Origin of the sequence: Aeromonas sp. SG16, assembly GCF_024436135.1 — a bacterium.
In the GTDB taxonomy this organism is placed as follows: domain Bacteria; phylum Pseudomonadota; class Gammaproteobacteria; order Enterobacterales; family Aeromonadaceae; genus Aeromonas; species Aeromonas jandaei.
Genome location: NZ_JANFNW010000001.1, coordinates 1,412,973 through 1,429,469 on the forward strand (window position 1 = coordinate 1,412,973; position 16,497 = coordinate 1,429,469).

At 57.4% G+C, this 16,497-nt stretch carries 15 protein-coding genes; 11 read left to right on the forward strand and 4 right to left on the reverse strand.

Annotated elements, in window-relative coordinates; genetic code table 11:
• Positions 1-243: 243 nt before the first annotated feature.
• From NOM67_RS06460 to NOM67_RS06470, 3 genes are all read right to left on the reverse strand, one after another.
• Complete coding sequence (locus tag NOM67_RS06460; protein WP_040067818.1) at positions 244-612, reverse strand: VOC family protein; 369 nt, start codon at positions 610-612, stop codon at positions 244-246.
• A 226-nt stretch (positions 613-838) separates the two neighbouring features.
• A complete protein-coding gene (locus NOM67_RS06465; RefSeq protein WP_071911149.1) occupies positions 839-1,306 on the reverse strand; it encodes a hypothetical protein in 468 nt (155 codons plus the stop codon).
• Between the two features lie 153 nt (positions 1,307-1,459).
• The gene (locus NOM67_RS06470) at positions 1,460-1,954 is read right to left on the reverse strand and encodes a very short patch repair endonuclease (protein ID WP_201998048.1); all 495 of its coding nucleotides are present in this window, start codon (positions 1,952-1,954) and stop codon (positions 1,460-1,462) included.
• Positions 1,955-2,065: 111 nt separating this feature from the next.
• Here NOM67_RS06470 and dcm point away from each other — a divergent pair, with 111 nt between their 5' ends.
• From dcm to gloA, 11 genes are all read left to right on the forward strand, one after another.
• Entirely contained in the window at positions 2,066-3,289 is a 1,224-nt protein-coding gene (gene dcm / locus NOM67_RS06475) for a DNA (cytosine-5-)-methyltransferase (protein WP_071911147.1), read from the forward strand.
• Positions 3,286-5,331 (forward strand): McrB family protein, encoded by a 2,046-nt coding sequence (locus tag NOM67_RS06480; RefSeq protein ID WP_255934806.1) that lies wholly within the window; start codon positions 3,286-3,288, stop codon positions 5,329-5,331. The genes dcm and NOM67_RS06480 overlap by 4 nt, the downstream gene beginning before the upstream one ends.
• 10 nt (positions 5,332-5,341) lie before the next feature.
• Positions 5,342-7,756, forward strand: coding sequence for a DUF2357 domain-containing protein (locus NOM67_RS06485; protein ID WP_255934809.1), 2,415 nt, complete (start codon positions 5,342-5,344; stop codon positions 7,754-7,756).
• Between the two features lie 209 nt (positions 7,757-7,965).
• Positions 7,966-8,547, forward strand: a complete 582-nt coding sequence (gene rsxA, locus NOM67_RS06490) for an electron transport complex subunit RsxA (protein ID WP_042031202.1) — start codon at positions 7,966-7,968, stop codon at positions 8,545-8,547.
• A gap of 2 nt (positions 8,548-8,549) precedes the next feature.
• Complete coding sequence (gene rsxB / locus NOM67_RS06495; RefSeq protein ID WP_208735975.1) at positions 8,550-9,128, forward strand: electron transport complex subunit RsxB; 579 nt, start codon at positions 8,550-8,552, stop codon at positions 9,126-9,128.
• Positions 9,129-9,130: 2 nt separating this feature from the next.
• On the forward strand, positions 9,131-11,743 hold the full coding sequence (gene rsxC / locus NOM67_RS06500; protein ID WP_255934818.1) for an electron transport complex subunit RsxC: 2,613 nt from the start codon (positions 9,131-9,133) through the stop codon (positions 11,741-11,743).
• Between the two features lie 44 nt (positions 11,744-11,787).
• Complete coding sequence (gene rsxD, locus NOM67_RS06505) at positions 11,788-12,840, forward strand: electron transport complex subunit RsxD (protein WP_041208552.1); 1,053 nt, start codon at positions 11,788-11,790, stop codon at positions 12,838-12,840.
• 43 nt (positions 12,841-12,883) lie between these two features.
• Positions 12,884-13,516 (forward strand): electron transport complex subunit RsxG, encoded by a 633-nt coding sequence (gene rsxG, locus NOM67_RS06510; RefSeq protein WP_033113576.1) that lies wholly within the window; start codon positions 12,884-12,886, stop codon positions 13,514-13,516.
• 18 nt (positions 13,517-13,534) lie between these two features.
• Positions 13,535-14,296, forward strand: a complete 762-nt coding sequence (locus NOM67_RS06515) for an electron transport complex subunit E (RefSeq protein WP_370689151.1) — start codon at positions 13,535-13,537, stop codon at positions 14,294-14,296.
• Between the two features lie 13 nt (positions 14,297-14,309).
• Positions 14,310-14,951, forward strand: a complete 642-nt coding sequence (gene nth / locus NOM67_RS06520; protein ID WP_255934824.1) for an endonuclease III — start codon at positions 14,310-14,312, stop codon at positions 14,949-14,951.
• Positions 14,952-15,007: 56 nt separating this feature from the next.
• Positions 15,008-15,421 (forward strand): lactoylglutathione lyase, encoded by a 414-nt coding sequence (gloA, locus tag NOM67_RS06525; protein ID WP_005337610.1) that lies wholly within the window; start codon positions 15,008-15,010, stop codon positions 15,419-15,421.
• Positions 15,422-15,508: 87 nt separating this feature from the next.
• Here gloA and NOM67_RS06530 read toward each other — a convergent pair whose 3' ends face one another.
• Complete coding sequence (locus NOM67_RS06530; RefSeq protein ID WP_198493494.1) at positions 15,509-16,384, reverse strand: OmpA family protein; 876 nt, start codon at positions 16,382-16,384, stop codon at positions 15,509-15,511.
• Between the last annotated feature and the right edge of the window lie 113 nt (positions 16,385-16,497).

Below are 16,497 nucleotides of genomic sequence, written 5' to 3' on the forward strand. Positions count from 1 at the left end.
CACGCCGGATTATCGCCAACTCCACCGCACCGGCGACACAATTGCGGGCCAGCTCACAGCACCAAGCCCCGCATCAGGGGCGATGGGGCAAACGGGGTTTGACCGATTTCACGGCCAGCAAAAGCGCCGGCAAAGGCGAGCGCGGGGCGCGCCAAGAGAGGCAAACGAGGGAAAGATGCGCCCCGACCAGCGGCCGGGGCCAGCGGTTGATACGCCAACCCAACTCCCTCTGCAGTGCCGGATTCAGGGGTAGCGACTTATCTCGATCAGGTTCTGATCCGGGTCGAGGAAGTAGATGGACTCTATAGGCCCGCAAGCCCCGCTTTTGGTCACCGGCCCCTCGACAATCTCCACCCCGTGGCAGGCCAGCTGAGTCATCACCTGCTCCAGCGGCCAGCGGGTGATAAGGCAGACGTCCCCCGACCCCACCTGCGCCCGGTTACGCGGCTCCTGTCCCAGCAGTTGCAGATTGATCTTCTGGTTGCCAAACCCCACCGCCCGGCGCCCCGCACCGAAGGTGATGGCCTCCATATTGAGCACCGAGCTGTAAAACGCCACGGCGCGCTCGATATCACTGACCGTCAATACCAGATGGTCGATATGGCTGATCATGATTCCCTCCTGGTGCTGATGCCGGCAACGCGGCCGGTGGTGATAAACATGCAGCCAGCCAACCCGGCTGTCCGCCTTGCCAGCTGCATCCCCGCTCGTTTGCCATAGACATCACAGATACAGGAACGCCCCGCTAGCCCCTCCATCATACCGGGCCAAACCACCCGCGACTGTGGTATGGCGCGCAAAGATGCTCCGACGACTTGGCGGGCGCGATAAATCTCCATCAGCGCACTGCGGCACATGCCTTGTCCCGCTGGGCCAGCAAGGTTTCATCTTCGCTATCCATCGCTGCCAGAATCGCCTGATTGCAGGCCCGCTCTGCCAGCTTGGCCGGACTCTGTTTGGCATTCCCAATCTCGGCAATCATCGGCCTGTAGCTGACGGCGGCCGAACAATACATGCCGCGATATTTGGGCAGTTGCCAACTGCTGTCATCCTGCCGGGTCAGGTCATCGCACAGCTTGTGAAACAGAGCCGAAGCCTTGACCGTGCACTGGCTAAAGCGACGAACATCCTGCTCGTAGGGGCGACAGATACTCTGCTGCTGGATCTGCCAGAGCTGAAACGAGAAGGGTACTGATTCCCCCTCATACTGCACCGCAACCGTTTTAAGCTCGGTGCCATAGATATCTGAAATCTGCTGCTGAACCAGATTGAGATAAGCCGAAAAAAGATAGGAAACCGGATCCATCACCACCTCCCTGTGGTTGTCACTGCCGGGCTTTATTACCGAAAACCGGGGCGATCTTCAAACGAGTAACAGGCGACAACAGCTTACTGATTTGGCAACAAAAAATAATTACTTTTCACACGCGGTGGAAGCTGGGCCGAGAGTGCTATCCGGTCAGCTGTATGGACGGGAATGATCCATGGCGATCTGCAGTTCACGGCCACCGGCAATCTCGCCATGACTGATGCCGCTGGTCAGCCACCAGCTGATAACCAGAAGCAGTCGTTCCGGATCATGGCGCAGACGCCCTTTCAGGGCACACTCCCAGATGATCAGACGGCGGATACCCAGTTGGTCCAGCTCGGCCAGATGACGGGCATCACGCGCACGATTGCTGGCGATCTTGGCTTGCCAGAAGTCGGTTCTGCTCGATGGCAGCTTGAAGAGATGGCAGTCATGACCATGCCAGAAACAGCCATTCACCTCGATCACCGCACGGTAGCGAGCCAGCCAGAGATCCGGCGTGCCCGGCAAGGCGGTATTGTGCAAGCGATAGCGAAACCCGGCATGATGCAACATGGCACGCACCCGCTTCTCGGGACGGGTATCCCGGTTACGAATACCGGCCATCATCTCGCTACGCTTTTGGGGCTTCACGATATCTGTCACAATGTCGCCTCGCTTGTGATGTCGCATTAAATACTGTATAAAAAACCAGTTCAATCACTGACTATTGATGATTATGTCTACAAATGGCTAAGAAATAAGTGAGTTATCTCTGTGAAAACCTTCTTGAAAAAATATGAAGATGCATTAAGCGCCCTGGCACATGAACATACCCCCACAGGAAGTGACCCACGAGCATTAATTCATCAATGGCTGCACGCCATTGCATCTGACACTGAACTGGCATGCCAATCAGCAAAAATCAACAAAGAAATCATCATCTCGGAACTCACCAAGCATGATTTGATTGCGAGCCCGTCCGAGCTGAAAACAACTCTGCATTCTCTTGTGGTAAGTCCACCATCAGATAAAAACGTTTTTACTTTTATAGATTTGTTTGCTGGTATTGGTGGTTTTAGAACAGCCCTGCAAAGCCTGGGGGGAGTTTGTACATTTAGCAGTGAATGGGATAAATCTGCACAGCAAACATATCTCAATAATTATGGCGAACTGCCATTTGGTGATATCACAGCTTTCACAAATGATAATATTAGTGACAAGCATTTGAATACACTAGTCCCTTCACATGATATTCTTGCTGCAGGTTTCCCCTGCCAACCGTTCAGTGGTGCAGGTGTATCAGCTAGAAATGCTGTCGGCAAAGAACATGGTTTCAAATGTGAAACTCAAGGCACTCTTTTCTTTGATGTGATGCGTATTGCATCAGTAAAAAAACCTAAAGTTCTCTTTCTGGAGAATGTTAGAAATATTACCAGACATGATAAAGGTCGAACCTTTGATGTAATCAAAAGGTCCGTAGAGGAAATCGGTTATACATTCAAATATGAACTAATCGATTCATCATCGCTAGTACCACAACGTAGAGTACGTTGCTACATGGTATGCACTCGCAATGATCTGAATATCGACTTCAAATTCCCTGAATTTGACGGTCAACCTCTACCACTCAGGTCTATTCTGGAGCCGACTCCAGACGCAAGATTCACTATTTCTGATGCTCTCTGGCAAGGACATATAAAAAGAACAGAGAGAAACCTTGATAGAGGAACAGGCTTTACAGCCTTTACAGCAAATCTGGATAAGCCATCAAACACACTGGTCGCAAGATATGGTAAAGATGGTAAAGAATGCCTAATTCCTCAGGAAGGTAAAAACCCGAGACTATTGACACCCAGAGAATGTGCAAGATTACAGGGATATCCTGAAAATTTTGTTATTCCTACAGCAAAAACTCCAGCCTACAAGCAATTTGGTAATTCAGTCGCGGTACCCGTTATCAGGAAGATTGCTGAAAATATAGTAGAGGCCATCATATGAGCTTTGAAGATTTTTGCACAAAATCAATGCGTTATGATAAGCAAAGGGTTCAATGTCAAGAATCCTTTGTCATCAGCTTCAATAATGAGAAAGATGAATGCTTTACCATAAAACCTGAGACGCTGATTACATTTCTTCAATTCATGTTGGAAAACTACAATCAGATTGAAAATGCTTGGGGCTCTGTCCCAAGCAAAAAAAACAGTTTAAATATATACGAAGAAAAATCATATCGCGCAATTTATGGAAAAGCTTCAGATATCGATGATTTGAAAAGCATCAGTTCTATAGGTCGCAGCCAAACGAAAGCAATAACAAAAGTAATATCTAAATTCATAGCCTATCTATTAGATGAAGAGTACGTCGGCGTTGAATCAAACACTTTTTTTGTTGACTCATATTTAAAGTCGGCATTAGAAAAAGTCGCATCGGGATTCAAAGAATATGAAAATAAAAAATCGCCCTCTTCTTCTACCCCTCAACTAAAAGTGCTTTTCGAAAACTGGCTTGCGAAACAAAACCTTAGCACTAGCACTATAAAAAAATACTCGGAGCAGAGTATTGCTAAAGCTGATGAAGTAGTGTCATCTATTGATGAATCACTCCCCAGATTTTATTCGGTTTCAGATGTTGGCATTTGTGAAAAACTAATAAACACCTTACTTAAAAGCGATCTTTGGAAAGATTTAAACACTGCGGGAAATGGGATGTACTCCTCGGGAGTGAAAAAATACGAATTATTTCTCAATCAGTACTTCATAAATAAACCCATCTCCTGTCATAAACCATTTTTACTTTTTGCCGGTATTTCTGGCACAGGAAAAACCCGTTTTATTCGTGAGCAGGTCAAGGACTATCCAGGCCAGAAAAATTACTGCCTGGTACCTGTACGACCTGACTGGCACGAACCCTCTGACCTGCTGGGCTATATCTCCAGGATCAGTGGTAAAAAGGAGTATGTATCAACGCCGGTGCTGCATTTTATTACCCAAGCCTGGATTCATATTTACGAGCGTATTGGCAAAGTCAGAGCCGATGGCAAGATTGGTCTGAGCCAGGAACAACTGGACCATATTCCCCCCTTCTGGCTCTGCCTAGACGAGATGAACCTGGCTCCGGTTGAACAATATTTCGCCGACTATCTCTCGGTACTGGAGACCCGCCACTGGTATACCTCACCCGAACTGACTGCATTTAACGACAAAGAAGGGGTGGACTACAGCTATGTCTACCAGTGCGATCCCCTGCTCAAAGCAGATACGCTTAGCCAGCAACTGGATCAGAACGCGCGTACCGAACTTGCGGAAAAACTGGGACTGGACCTCGATGTTTCACTGCATCAGCAGATCTGGGCCAGCTTCTGCCAGCACGGTATCGCTATCCCCTTCAACCTGATGGTGGCCGGTACCGTCAATATGGACGAAACCACCCACGGCTTTTCCCGCAAGGTGATCGACAGGGCCCTCACCTTCGACTTTAACGAGTTCTTCCCCAACGATTTCGATGCCTACTTTGCACCGGCATTGCAGCCAAAACGGCTGGGTTATCCGACCTGGTCAGAGGGGCGCGCCATTACTGAAGTCTCCGCACTGGAAAAATACAGTAAAGAGAGCGTCGCCTTCCTGAAGGCAGTCAACGAGGTGCTGCAACTGAGCCCGTTCGAACTGGCCTATCGCGCCCTGAACGAGCTGATGCTGGCCCTGCTGGCCCATCGCCCCGCCAATACCGCAGAACTGGTCGCCATCTGGGATGACTTTATGATGTGCAAGGTCTTGCCGCGCATTGAGGGGGATAGCGACAAGTTGCGCAGCCATCAGACGGCTGATGGCGACCTGCTGACTGACCTGGAAAAGGTGTTGGCAGAAAAATTTACCGAGCACTGGGAGGGGACACGCCCTGACCTGTTTAACTGCAAGGTGGCTGCCGCCGGTGAAGATTCCGCCCCCGCAGAACTGCCGCTCGTCCCCTGCCGCAGCAAGAAGAAACTCGCCTGGATGAAAGAGCGGCTGGCACGGCAGTGCTTTACCAGCTTCTGGCCGTAAGGGGGTTGTGATGGAGTGCCTGTTTACCCTGCTGAGCCGTGACTGGATTTTGCGGATCTATGCCAATGAGAAGACGGTCGGGGATCGTTATCAGCAGTTACAAGCTACCCGCGCCCATCATCAACAGGAGCGCGACAAATCGGGCCTGCCAGCGAGCCCGAGCAGATACGAACCGCCAGTTGTGCGCTTCTCGCAGCCCCTTTCCATCACTCTGGCTGAAGCTGATGGTTGCCCGCTGGAGCTGCCTGATGATCAGGCGCTCTCCGCTCTGGTACTGCCAACCCCCCTGTTGTTTGAGAACTGCTTTTACGAATTCGAATGGGAGTTTCTTCACGGCGTTAGCGAGGGAAGTGATGCGCCGCGGCTGGAGCATCATCTGCAGCGGATCTGCGAGTCGTTTCGCTTCAAAAGCAGGCATGGATCGCAGGAGCTGCTGGGGGGATTCAATACCGGCAACGATGTAGGCACACTTGCACTCCCCTTCTCTTATCAACCGAAATCGGCTGCAGGAAAAGCTGCTCGCATTCAGCTGACGCTCTGGTTCGAGGTCTATCCGGTCAAGCTGGATATCCGCCGGGATGTGCCGCTGATCCATCGGGTGCTGGATGAGCAGTACCCCTACTGGCGTTTTACCCTGAACAGCGCAACCAGTCAGCAAGGGGGGCGCAGCCAGCGCAAGGCCGAACCGTTCCCCCTGCTCTGGCTTGCCCATTTCGAAGCCCTGCACAAGGACCTTGAGCGGGGGATCCGCCAGATCATCAATGCGCCCCACAGCAGGCTGCAAAGCAAGACCGAATATCTGCTGGCCGCCAGAATGAAGCGCCCGCCACGCCCGAAGCAGGCCGAACAGATCCGCCAGGATCTGGATAACGGTATCGAGCGCAGATACCGAGTGGAACGTAAACAACTGACCACGGATACCCCGGAAAACCGCTTTATCAAGTTTGTGCTGGAGCGCACCGGAAGGATGCTGCAACAGCTGACCCAACAGGGTGATCGCACCCTGCTGTCCAGGGCCTTTTTTGACCGCCTCAAGGCGTGGAGCAAACCGCTGGATCAGGCGCTGGCTCACCCCCTGATGCAGGAGATAGGTCCGGCGGCAGTGTTACAACGTGAGTCTCTGGTACTGCAGCAAAAGAGCGGCTATAGCACGGTTTACCGGGTCTGGCAGCAACTGCGCCTCTATCTCGATGCGTTGGGTAATGATGCCGTGGCCGGCGTGCGCAGCATGGATCAGCTCTACGAGCTCTGGTGCGTGATCGAGGTGCGCCGGATTATCCTGACACTGGGATTTACCGAGGTGAAAACACCTGCATTTAACTTCACCCGCGATGGCTGGGATACCCGGCTGGCCGAGGGGATGAAGTACTGCTGGGAGTACCTTCGTGCAGCAGACGGTGTAAAGCTCAAACTGGCCCATGAACCCAGATTTCACAAGACCAACAAGCCGGTGCACTCTCTGCTGGTTCCCCAGAAGCCGGACATTCTGATCGAAGCCACTACTGGCAGTGGCGACACCTTTATCTGGCTGTTTGATGCCAAGTACCGGGTCGATAACGGCACTCAAGATGACCCGAGAGACAGGGTGCCCGATGATGCCATCAACCAGATGCACCGTTATCGCGATGCCCTGCTCTATCAGCAACAGGATGACCCGATACCAAGCCGCCCCACCTTTGGCGCTTTTGCGCTCTATCCGGGCTTTATGAGCCAGCAACCCGGAACGAAAAATCCCTATCAGGAGGAGATCGACCGGATTGGTATCGGTGCCTTTGCCCTGTTGCCAGCAGAGGATCACAGCGGCTCTTGCTGGCTGCAAACCTTCCTTGAGCAAAAGCTGGGTAAATCGGGGGAAGAGTTTCGCTATCCTGCCATCCACTCGGGCCACTTCTATCTGGAAGAGCCCAGCCGGATTGCCACCCTGGGGATGCAGCAAGTCCGCCACCATGATCTCACCCTGATCATTCCGACCGCACTGGAAAACAGCCGCCCGGCGAGCTACTTCGATACATTTCGTGATGGTTCTGCCCGCTGGTATCACACCCCTGCCGAAACCATTGCCACTCGTTATGATGATCAGCTGATGAACGAGATCAGCTATCTGGCCGTAGCGACCCTTGCGGCCGATGGCAAGACACGGGAGGTAACCCGTGTCTTGCCTGTGCTGACATGCCGGAAGCTGCGAAGGGAACAACTGACCGAAGAGCAGACCGGTACACCGCTGGCCGAGGGGAATGTGAATCCTTACTGGTTGCTGGAGCTGGGGCCCTCTATTTCATTGCTCCACCCTCTGACACATCTGGATGCGGCAAGTTTCAGAGCAGCCATGAGACTGACCAGGCTGGCAGAATTGCAAGGTGAATTGACCGGGTTTGCGGCACTGCCGGATTATTACGGGGAATTATTGCGCACGCATCCAGCCTGAACACCTTATGGCTATCCCGGCTTGGCCATTGCTCTGTTAGCCAGACCGGGATTACAGCCTCGCATGACCATGAGTAAAAGTGCCGCGATCTGACCCCAAAACCCCGTCTAAATTATCCAGTTGCATAATAACCATGCGGCCTTGCGGTTGTTTAACGTGCCCTAACATCAGATAATGTTGCGGCCTTCAAACCGGATACCCGACCTTCGATGACTGAATACCTGCTTTTATTGATCGGCACAGTGCTGGTTAACAACTTCGTGCTGGTGAAATTCCTCGGCCTCTGCCCCTTTATGGGGGTCTCGGGCAAGCTGGAAACTGCTATCGGCATGGGGCTCGCCACCACCTTCGTGATGACCCTGGCCAGTGCCTGCTCCTATCTGGTGGAGCACTACATTCTGGTGCCGCTGGAGATCGCCTATCTGCGCACCCTCGCCTTTATTCTGGTGATCGCCGTGGTGGTCCAGTTTACCGAGATGGTGGTGCGCAAGAGCAGCCCGACCCTCTATCGCCTGCTGGGGATCTTCCTGCCGCTCATCACCACCAACTGCGCGGTGCTCGGGGTGGCGCTGCTGAGCATCAACGAGCGTCATGACTTCGTGCAGAGCGTGATCTACGGCTTTGGCGCCGCCACCGGCTTCTCGCTGGTGCTGATCCTGTTTGCCGCCATGCGCGAGCGTCTGGTCGCCGCCGATGTGCCCGCGCCGTTTCGCGGGGTCTCCATTGCCATGATCACCGCCGGTCTGATGTCTCTGGCCTTTATGGGCTTTACCGGCCTCATCAAGATATAACCATGATCCATATTCTTTTTGCCATTCTGGTGCTGACCCTGCTGGCGCTGGCGTTCGGGATTATCCTGGGCTTTGCCGCCGTCAAGTTTCATGTGGAAGCAGACCCCATCGTCGATCAGCTCGATGCCCTGCTGCCCCAGACCCAGTGTGGCCAGTGCGGCTATCCCGGCTGCAAACCCTACGCCGAGGCGGTTGCGGGCGGCGATCAGATCAACAAGTGCGTACCCGGTGGCGAGGCCACCATGCGCAAGATTGCCGACCTGATGGGGGTCGAACCCCAGCCGCTGGGCGGCAGCGACGAGGCCGCAGTGCCGGTCAAGAAGGTCGCCTTTATCCACGAAGATCAGTGCATCGGCTGCACCAAGTGCATTCAGGCCTGCCCGGTGGACGCTATCGTTGGCGCCACCAAGGCGATGCATACCGTGATTGCCAGCGAGTGCACCGGTTGCGATCTCTGTGTCGATCCCTGCCCGACCGACTGCATCGAGATGATCCCGGTGCCCACCACGGTCGATAACTGGAAGTGGGATCTCAATAACGTGCAGGTTCCGGGCAAGATTCCGGTTAAGTTGGTGGAGTAACCATGCAGTCTTTACTTGAACGCATCAAAGCCGGGAATATCTGGGACTTTCACGGTGGTATTCACCCCGCCGACAACAAACTGCAATCGAGCCAGAGCCCGGTCGAGCAGGCCGGTCTGCCACCGCGCCTGATCATTCCGGTGCGCCAGCACGCAGGCGCTGCTGGCGACCTGCTGGTGCAGGTGGGTGACAAGGTCAAGAAGGGTCAGCCGCTGACCCGTTATGCCAGAGGGCGGGTGGTGCCGGTGCACGCCTCCACCTCGGGCACCATCACCGAAATTGCCAACCACACGGTCGCTCACCCTTCGGGGCTCGACGATCTCTGCGTCATCCTCACCCCCGATGGCGAGGATGAGTGGGGCGAGCTCGACGGCAAACCCGATTACTGGAATCTGGAGCGGGGCGAACTGCTCGAGCGCATCCAGCAGGCGGGCATTGCCGGTCTTGGCGGCGCCGTCTTCCCCACCCACAGCAAGCTCGATGGCCGCGGCCAGCTCACCGAGATCCTGATCGTCAACGGGCTGGAGTGCGAACCCTATATCACCACCGACGATCGGCTGATGCAGCAGTACGCCGATGAGATAATGGATGGCATCCGGGTGCTCAAGCACCTGCTCAAACCGAAACTCACCCTGATCGGGGTGGAAGACAACAAGCCCGAGGCGATCACCGAACTGACCCGTCACGCCACCGACGAAGATGTGCTGGTCAAGACAGTGCCGACCAAGTACCCCTCGGGCGGTGCCAAGCAGACCATCGAGCTGCTGACCGGCCGTCAGGTGCCCAAAGGCGGCCGCGCGGTCGATATCGGCATCATGGTGCTCAACGTCGCCACCGTGTTTGCCATCAAGCGCGCCATTATCGACGGCGAGCCGCTGATCGAGCGGATCGTTACCCTCACCGGCGACAGCTTCAAGAAACCCGGCAACGCCTGGGTGCGCCTCGGTACACCAGTGCGCTGGCTGCTGCAGCGTTTCGAGCTGCAACCGGAAGCGGATCAGCGGGTGATCATGGGGGGCCCCATGATGGGCTTTACCCTGCCCCACGCCATGGTGCCGGTGGTCAAGGCGACCAACTGCCTGCTGGCGCCGACGCAAGCCGAACTACCCGCTCCCGGCCCGGAGCAGGCCTGCATCCGTTGCAGCGCCTGCGCCGATGCCTGCCCGGCCAGCCTGCTGCCGCAAGAGCTCTACTGGTACAGCAAGGCCAAAGAGTACGACAAGGCCGAGAAGCTCAACCTGATGGACTGCATCGAGTGCGGAGCCTGCGCCTGGGTCTGCCCGAGCGAGATCCCGCTGGTGCAGTACTACAAGATCGCCAAGGATGACATTCGCGAAGCCCGCGCCGAGGCCGAAAAAGCCGAGCGCGCCAAGCAGCGTTTCGAGGCAAAGCAGGCCCGTTTCGAGCGGGAGAAAGCGGCCCGCGAAGCGCGCCACGCCGAAGCCGCCGCCCAGCGCCGGCAGGCGATGACTGCCGCAGGCGGGGAAGATCCGGTGGCAGCGGCTCTCGCCCGTATTAAGGCCAAGCAGGATGCGCCCATCACCGCCATTGCAGCCACAGGCGAAGGCGTGCCCGACAATAGCGCCGTGATTGCCGCTCGCGAAGCGCGCAAACGGGAAGCGGAAGCGCGCCGCGCTGCCAAGCTGGCGGAGAGCGTAAACAGCGAAACAGCCGCTGCGCCGCAATCCGCCGAGGCGGTTGACCCATCCAGCGATCCCAAAAAAGCGGCCATCGCCGCGGCTCTTGCTCGTGCCAAGGCCAAGAAGGCGGCTCAGGCTGGCGATGCTCCTGCTACAGATAGCGCGGCCGAGAGCCAGCCTGCAGCAGACGCCGATCCGAAAAAAGCGGCGATTGCCGCCGCCATTGCCCGTGCCAAGGCCAAAAAGGCTGAGGCGAGTGGCAAGCCGGTAAGCACAGCCAACAGCGCGACAACCGACGCAGACATCCAAAGCGATGCGCCATCTGCGGCCAGCGAAGCGGTCGATCCCAAGAAAGCCGCTATTGCTGCTGCCATTGCCCGGGCCAAAGCCAAGAAGGCCGCCCAGCAGGGCGACAGCGCTGAGGGCGATCTGACTGCCACCGCAGGCACCAGCGAAACGGCTGCAACCCAAAGCGATGCGCCATCTGCGGCCAGCGAAGCGGTCGATCCCAAGAAAGCCGCTATTGCTGCTGCCATCGCCCGGGCCAAAGCCAAGAAGGCAGCCCAGCAGGGTGACAGCGCTGAGGGCTCTCTGACTGCAACCGCAGGCACCAGCGAAACGGCTGCAACCCAAAGCGATGCACCATCTGCTGCCAGCGAAGCGGTCGATCCCAAGAACGCCGCTATCGCCGCAGCCATTGCCCGCGCCAAGGCCAAGAAGGCGGCCCAGCAGGCTGCTGAACAGGGTGAGCCAATGCAGGCAGCAGAAGGGGCTCGCGGTGAGCAAGCACTCGCCGAGCCGGTGAGCGAGGCCGTGGCCGAACCTGCCGTGGCCGAGGCGAGCGTTGACCCGAAAAAGGCAGCCATCGCCGCTGCCGTTGCCCGCGCCAAGGCGAAAAAACTGGCTGCCGAAGCGGCCAGGGCCAGTGGGGCCACCCCGGATGAGGGATCATCATCCGACGCCGAGCCGCGCTGATGCTCGCTGGCCCATCGTTAAACAACGAGGTAATGCACTAATCCATGTTCAATATCGCGACTGCGCCGTTTGCCCATAACCGCAAACAGACCCGAACCCTGATGCTGCTGGTGATCCTGGCCTGTGTGCCGGGCTTGCTGGCCCAGACCTGGTTCTTCGGCTGGGGCTCCTTTATCCAGATCCTGATTGCGCTGGTAACCGCGCTGGTGAGTGAGGCGCTGGTGCTCAAGCTGCGGGGCCGCCCCGTCAAACCGGCCCTGATGGATGGCAGCGCCGCCCTCACCGCCGTGCTGATCGGTCTCTCCCTGCCGCCGCTGCTGCCGTGGTGGATGATGGTAGTGGGCACTGCCTTCGCCATCATCATCGCCAAGCAGCTCTACGGCGGGCTGGGTCAGAACCTGTTCAACCCGGCCATGGTGGCCTATGTGCTGCTGCTGGTCTCCTTCCCGGTGCAGATGACCAGCTGGCTGCCGCCGGAGAGCGTGCGCGCCTACAGCCTCGGCTTTGGTGATGCAGCCTCGGTCATCTTCACCGGCTTTAGCCTCGACGGCTACAGCATGGCCCAGCTCAAGCAGGGGGTGGATGGTCTTACCATGGCGACCCCGCTCGATACCCTGAAAACCGGCCTGACTCAGGGGCTCACCACCGGCGAGATCCTGAGCGGCCCGCTGTTCGAGGGTTGGGGCGGCATCGGCTGGAGCTGGGTCAACCTCGGCTATCTGCTGGGCGGCCTCTTCCTGCTGCAGCAGAAGGTGATCAACTGGCGCATCCCGACCGCCATTCTGGGCTCCCTGCTGGCGGCGGCGACCCTCGGCTACCTGATGAGCCCGGATGCCACCGCCACGCCGATGTTCCACCTCTTTAGCGGCGCCACCATGTTGGGGGCCTTCTTTATCGCCACCGATCCGGTCAGCGCCTGTACCACGCCGCGCGGCCGACTGGTCTATGGCGTGCTGATCGGGGTACTGGTCTACATCATTCGCCGCTTTGGCGGCTACCCGGATGCGTTCGCCTTCGCCGTGCTGCTGGCCAACCTTTGCGTACCCTTTATCGACAGCCTGACTCGCCCGAAAGTGTATGGAGCCCGTCGCCAATGATGTTTCTGCCCTCTTTCCCCATCACAGCTGACGGAGCCCGGACATGTTAAAGAGCATGCGCAAGAATGGCCTGATCCTGGCCATGTTCGCGCTGGGCTGCACCGCACTGGTGGTGCTGACCAACGAGTTGACCAAGGACAAGATCGCCCACCAGCAGCAGCTGGAGAAGTTGCAGACGCTGGAAGCACTGCTGCCTGCCGGCAGCTATGACAACGATCTGGTGACCAGCTGCAAGCTGGTGACCAGCAGGAAGTATCTGGGCAGCGATCAGCCACAAGCCCTCTATACCGCCAGCAAGAATGGCGTGGTGACCGGCTATGCGCTGGAGGCGATCGCGCCGGATGGCTACAGCGGTGCCATCCGCATCGTGGCGGGCTTTGATGCCAAGGGCACCGTCAGCGCGGTGCGAGTGCTCGCTCACAAAGAGACCCCCGGCCTTGGTGACAAGATCGAGCTGAAAAAATCGAACTGGATCAACAGCTTTACCGGAAAATCCCTGACCGCCGACAATGAATCTGAGTGGGCAGTGAAGAAGGATGGCGGCGAGTTCGATGCCTTTACCGGTGCCACCATCACCCCCCGTGCAGTGGTCAAGGCGGTGAAAAACCTGCTGAAACTGCAGCACGAGCACCCGGAACTGCTCAGCAACGCCCCGGCTTGTCCGGCCGCACAATAAACCGGAGTCGACCCCGTCATGACACAGATGGAACAGATTGAAACGGGCACAGCCCCGATCGCCGAGCTGGACAGCCGCAAGGGCGAGCTCAAGGAGCTGATGGTACAGGGGCTGTGGAAGAACAACCCCTCGCTGGTACAGGTGCTGGGTCTGTGCCCTACCCTCGCCGTCTCCTCCACCTTTACCAATGCGCTGGGGCTCGGCCTTGCCACCATGGCGGTGCTGGTCTGCTCCAACCTCGCCATCTCGCTGGTGCGCAACTGGGTGCCGAAGGATATCCGCATCCCGGTCTACGTGATGATCATCGCCTCGCTGGTGACCAGCGTGCAGCTGCTGATGAACGCCTACACCTATGGCCTCTATCAGGCGCTCGGCATCTTTATCGCCCTCATCGTCACCAACTGCATCATCATCGGCCGCGCCGAGGCCTATGCCTCCAAAAATCCGCCGCTGCTGGCGGCCCTCGACGGCCTGATGATGGGGCTGGGCTTTACTCTGGTGCTGCTGGTGCTTGGCACCATGCGCGAGATCATCGGCATGGGCACCCTGTTTGATGGCGCCGATCTGCTGCTGGGCGAGTGGGCCAAGTCCCTGCGCATCGAGCTGTTCCATTCCGATGCCAGCCTGCTGCTGGCCATTCTGCCGCCGGGCGGCTTTATCGGGCTGGGGCTGCTGATCGCCGCCAAGAACGCCATCAACGAGTGGCGTGACCGCAAGCAGGCGACCACAGTGGCTCACTGCAATGTGCCCCCCGTCCGTGCCCGGGCGACCCAGCTATGACACGCGAGGCTGCATGAACAACCAGAAACGCAGAGAGATACTGGAGCGACTGCGGGAGCACAATCCCCACCCCACCACCGAGCTCAACTTCAACTCGCCGTTCGAGCTTCTGATCGCTGTGCTGCTCTCGGCGCAGGCAACCGATGTCAGCGTCAACAAGGCGACCGACAAGCTCTATCCGGTGGCCAACACCCCGCAGGCAATGCTGGATCTCGGGGTCGAGGGGCTCAAGAGCTACATCAAGACCATTGGCCTCTTCAACACCAAGGCCGAGAACGTCATCAAGACCTGCGCCATCCTGCTGGAGCGCCATGGCGGCGAGGTGCCGGAGAACCGTGAAGCGCTGGAAGCCCTGCCGGGTGTCGGCCGCAAGACCGCCAACGTAGTGCTCAACACCGCCTTTGGCTGGCCCACCATCGCCGTCGATACCCATATCTTCCGGGTATCGAATCGCACCGGCTTTGCGGTAGGCAAGAACGTGGATCAGGTGGAGGAGAAGCTGCTTAAAGTGGTGCCCGCCGAGTTCAAGCTGGATGTCCACCACTGGCTCATCCTGCACGGGCGTTACACCTGTCTGGCTCGCAAGCCCCGCTGTGGTTCCTGTATCATCGAGGACTTGTGCGAGTACAAAGAGAAGGTCTATCCCGAGAACTGATAGCCTCGCAACCGAGATTGAAAGCAGTACACATCACCAACCCGGAGAACTGAGCAATGAGAATTCTGCATACCATGCTGCGTGTCGGCGATCTGCAACGCTCCATCGACTTCTACACCCGCGTCCTTGGCATGAAGCTGCTGCGCAAGAGCGAAAACAGCGAGTACAAGTACACCCTGGCCTTCGTCGGCTACGGTGACGAGAAGGATGAAGCGGTGATCGAGCTGACCTACAACTGGGGGGTGAGCGAGTACGAACTGGGCTCCGCCTACGGCCACATCGCGCTGGAAGCGGACGACATCTACGCCACCTGCGAAGCGCTGCGCGCCGCCGGAGCCAAGATCACCCGCGAGCCGGGCCCGGTCAAAGGCGGTACCACCGTCATCGCCTTCGTCGAAGATCCGGACGGTTACAAGATTGAGCTGATTGCCAAGAAAGATGCCGGCACCGGCCTTGGCGACAGCTTCTAAGCGGCCCGGGTAAAAACGCCCGATGGCAGGATCAAAAAAGAGCGCGCTGGCGCTCTTTTTTTATGCTTGTCTGCTTGGGCTGCCGGGCTAGATCTCGCCGTTACGCCCCATACTGATGACCACCCGCCGGTTCTTGGCACGCCCCTGCTCGGTTTCATTGGAGGCAACGTGCTGCTTCTCGCCATGCCCCTCCACCGAGACCTTGCCGGGATCGAGCCCCAGATCGACGAACACCTTCTTGATGGCATCGGCCCGCTTTTCCGAGAGTTTCTGGTTGGTCCAGCGCCCGCCGTAGCTGTCGCTGTAGGCGTCGATCACCACCACATCGATGCTCTTGTCCGCCTTGATATATTCGCCGATCATCGCCAGCCGTCGTTTGGACGAGATGGAGAGCTGATCGCTGTTCTTGTCGTAGGTGAGCACGCTAAAGGCGATATCGTTGAAGCTGTAGGGCAGCAGCCCGCTCTGACAGTCAAGAAACGCCTGATATTTGACCCGGAAGTTGACCGACGAGAGCGACACCCGCACCGGCCGGTTCTGGCGATACCAGTCCCGGTACTGGAAAGTGGGCATGTTGCCCCCCTCCAGCTCGTCGAGCATGGTCCAGGCGGTCTGTCCCTCAACCAGCCCATCAAACTGCTGATAGAAGTGGAGCTGGCTCACTTCCCGCCCGGCGATGCCGGGACGCCATACCGGCGGCATGATGCCAAGGCTCACCGTCTCGGTTCTGGCCTGTGGCCGTTTGCCCTTGAGCTCGAAATCGAGATTGATCTTGCGCCCGGCGCGGCTGACAAAGGCCCCCGTTCCCCAGTTCGGGATCGGGTGTTCGAGGCGGCACTCAATCTGGGTATCGGAGGTCAAACGCCAGACGGATTGATCCAGACCGGCACCGAATTCGGTCACCCCAGCCTGTACCTGCATACTCACCGATATGCTGATCAACCCCAACTTCCAAGCGTCCAACGGCTTGTCCTCCACACGATCTCATATGGAGTATCGGCCGCGGACAGGCAACCTTTAGCGGCAAAACTGCAAAGGGCTGCCGCTGGCGGCAACCCCTTGCCTCTGTTGAAAAA

Bases quoted from the DNA above. Each gene is read 5' to 3' on its own strand.
- rsxA (WP_042031202.1), top strand. From the start codon at position 7,966: ATGACTGAATACCTGCTTTTATTGATCGGCACAGTGCTGGTTAACAAC.
- NOM67_RS06515 (WP_370689151.1), top strand. From the start codon at position 13,535: ATGACACAGATGGAACAGATTGAAACGGGCACAGCCCCGATCGCCGAG.
- rsxD (WP_041208552.1), top strand. From the start codon at position 11,788: ATGTTCAATATCGCGACTGCGCCGTTTGCCCATAACCGCAAACAGACC.
- rsxC (WP_255934818.1), top strand. From the start codon at position 9,131: ATGCAGTCTTTACTTGAACGCATCAAAGCCGGGAATATCTGGGACTTT.
- NOM67_RS06460 (WP_040067818.1), bottom strand. From the start codon at position 612: ATGATCAGCCATATCGACCATCTGGTATTGACGGTCAGTGATATCGAG.
- NOM67_RS06485 (WP_255934809.1), top strand. From the start codon at position 5,342: ATGGAGTGCCTGTTTACCCTGCTGAGCCGTGACTGGATTTTGCGGATC.
- rsxB (WP_208735975.1), top strand. From the start codon at position 8,550: ATGATCCATATTCTTTTTGCCATTCTGGTGCTGACCCTGCTGGCGCTG.
- NOM67_RS06480 (WP_255934806.1), top strand. From the start codon at position 3,286: ATGAGCTTTGAAGATTTTTGCACAAAATCAATGCGTTATGATAAGCAA.
- NOM67_RS06465 (WP_071911149.1), bottom strand. From the start codon at position 1,306: ATGGATCCGGTTTCCTATCTTTTTTCGGCTTATCTCAATCTGGTTCAG.
- nth (WP_255934824.1), top strand. From the start codon at position 14,310: ATGAACAACCAGAAACGCAGAGAGATACTGGAGCGACTGCGGGAGCAC.
- gloA (WP_005337610.1), top strand. From the start codon at position 15,008: ATGAGAATTCTGCATACCATGCTGCGTGTCGGCGATCTGCAACGCTCC.
- rsxG (WP_033113576.1), top strand. From the start codon at position 12,884: ATGTTAAAGAGCATGCGCAAGAATGGCCTGATCCTGGCCATGTTCGCG.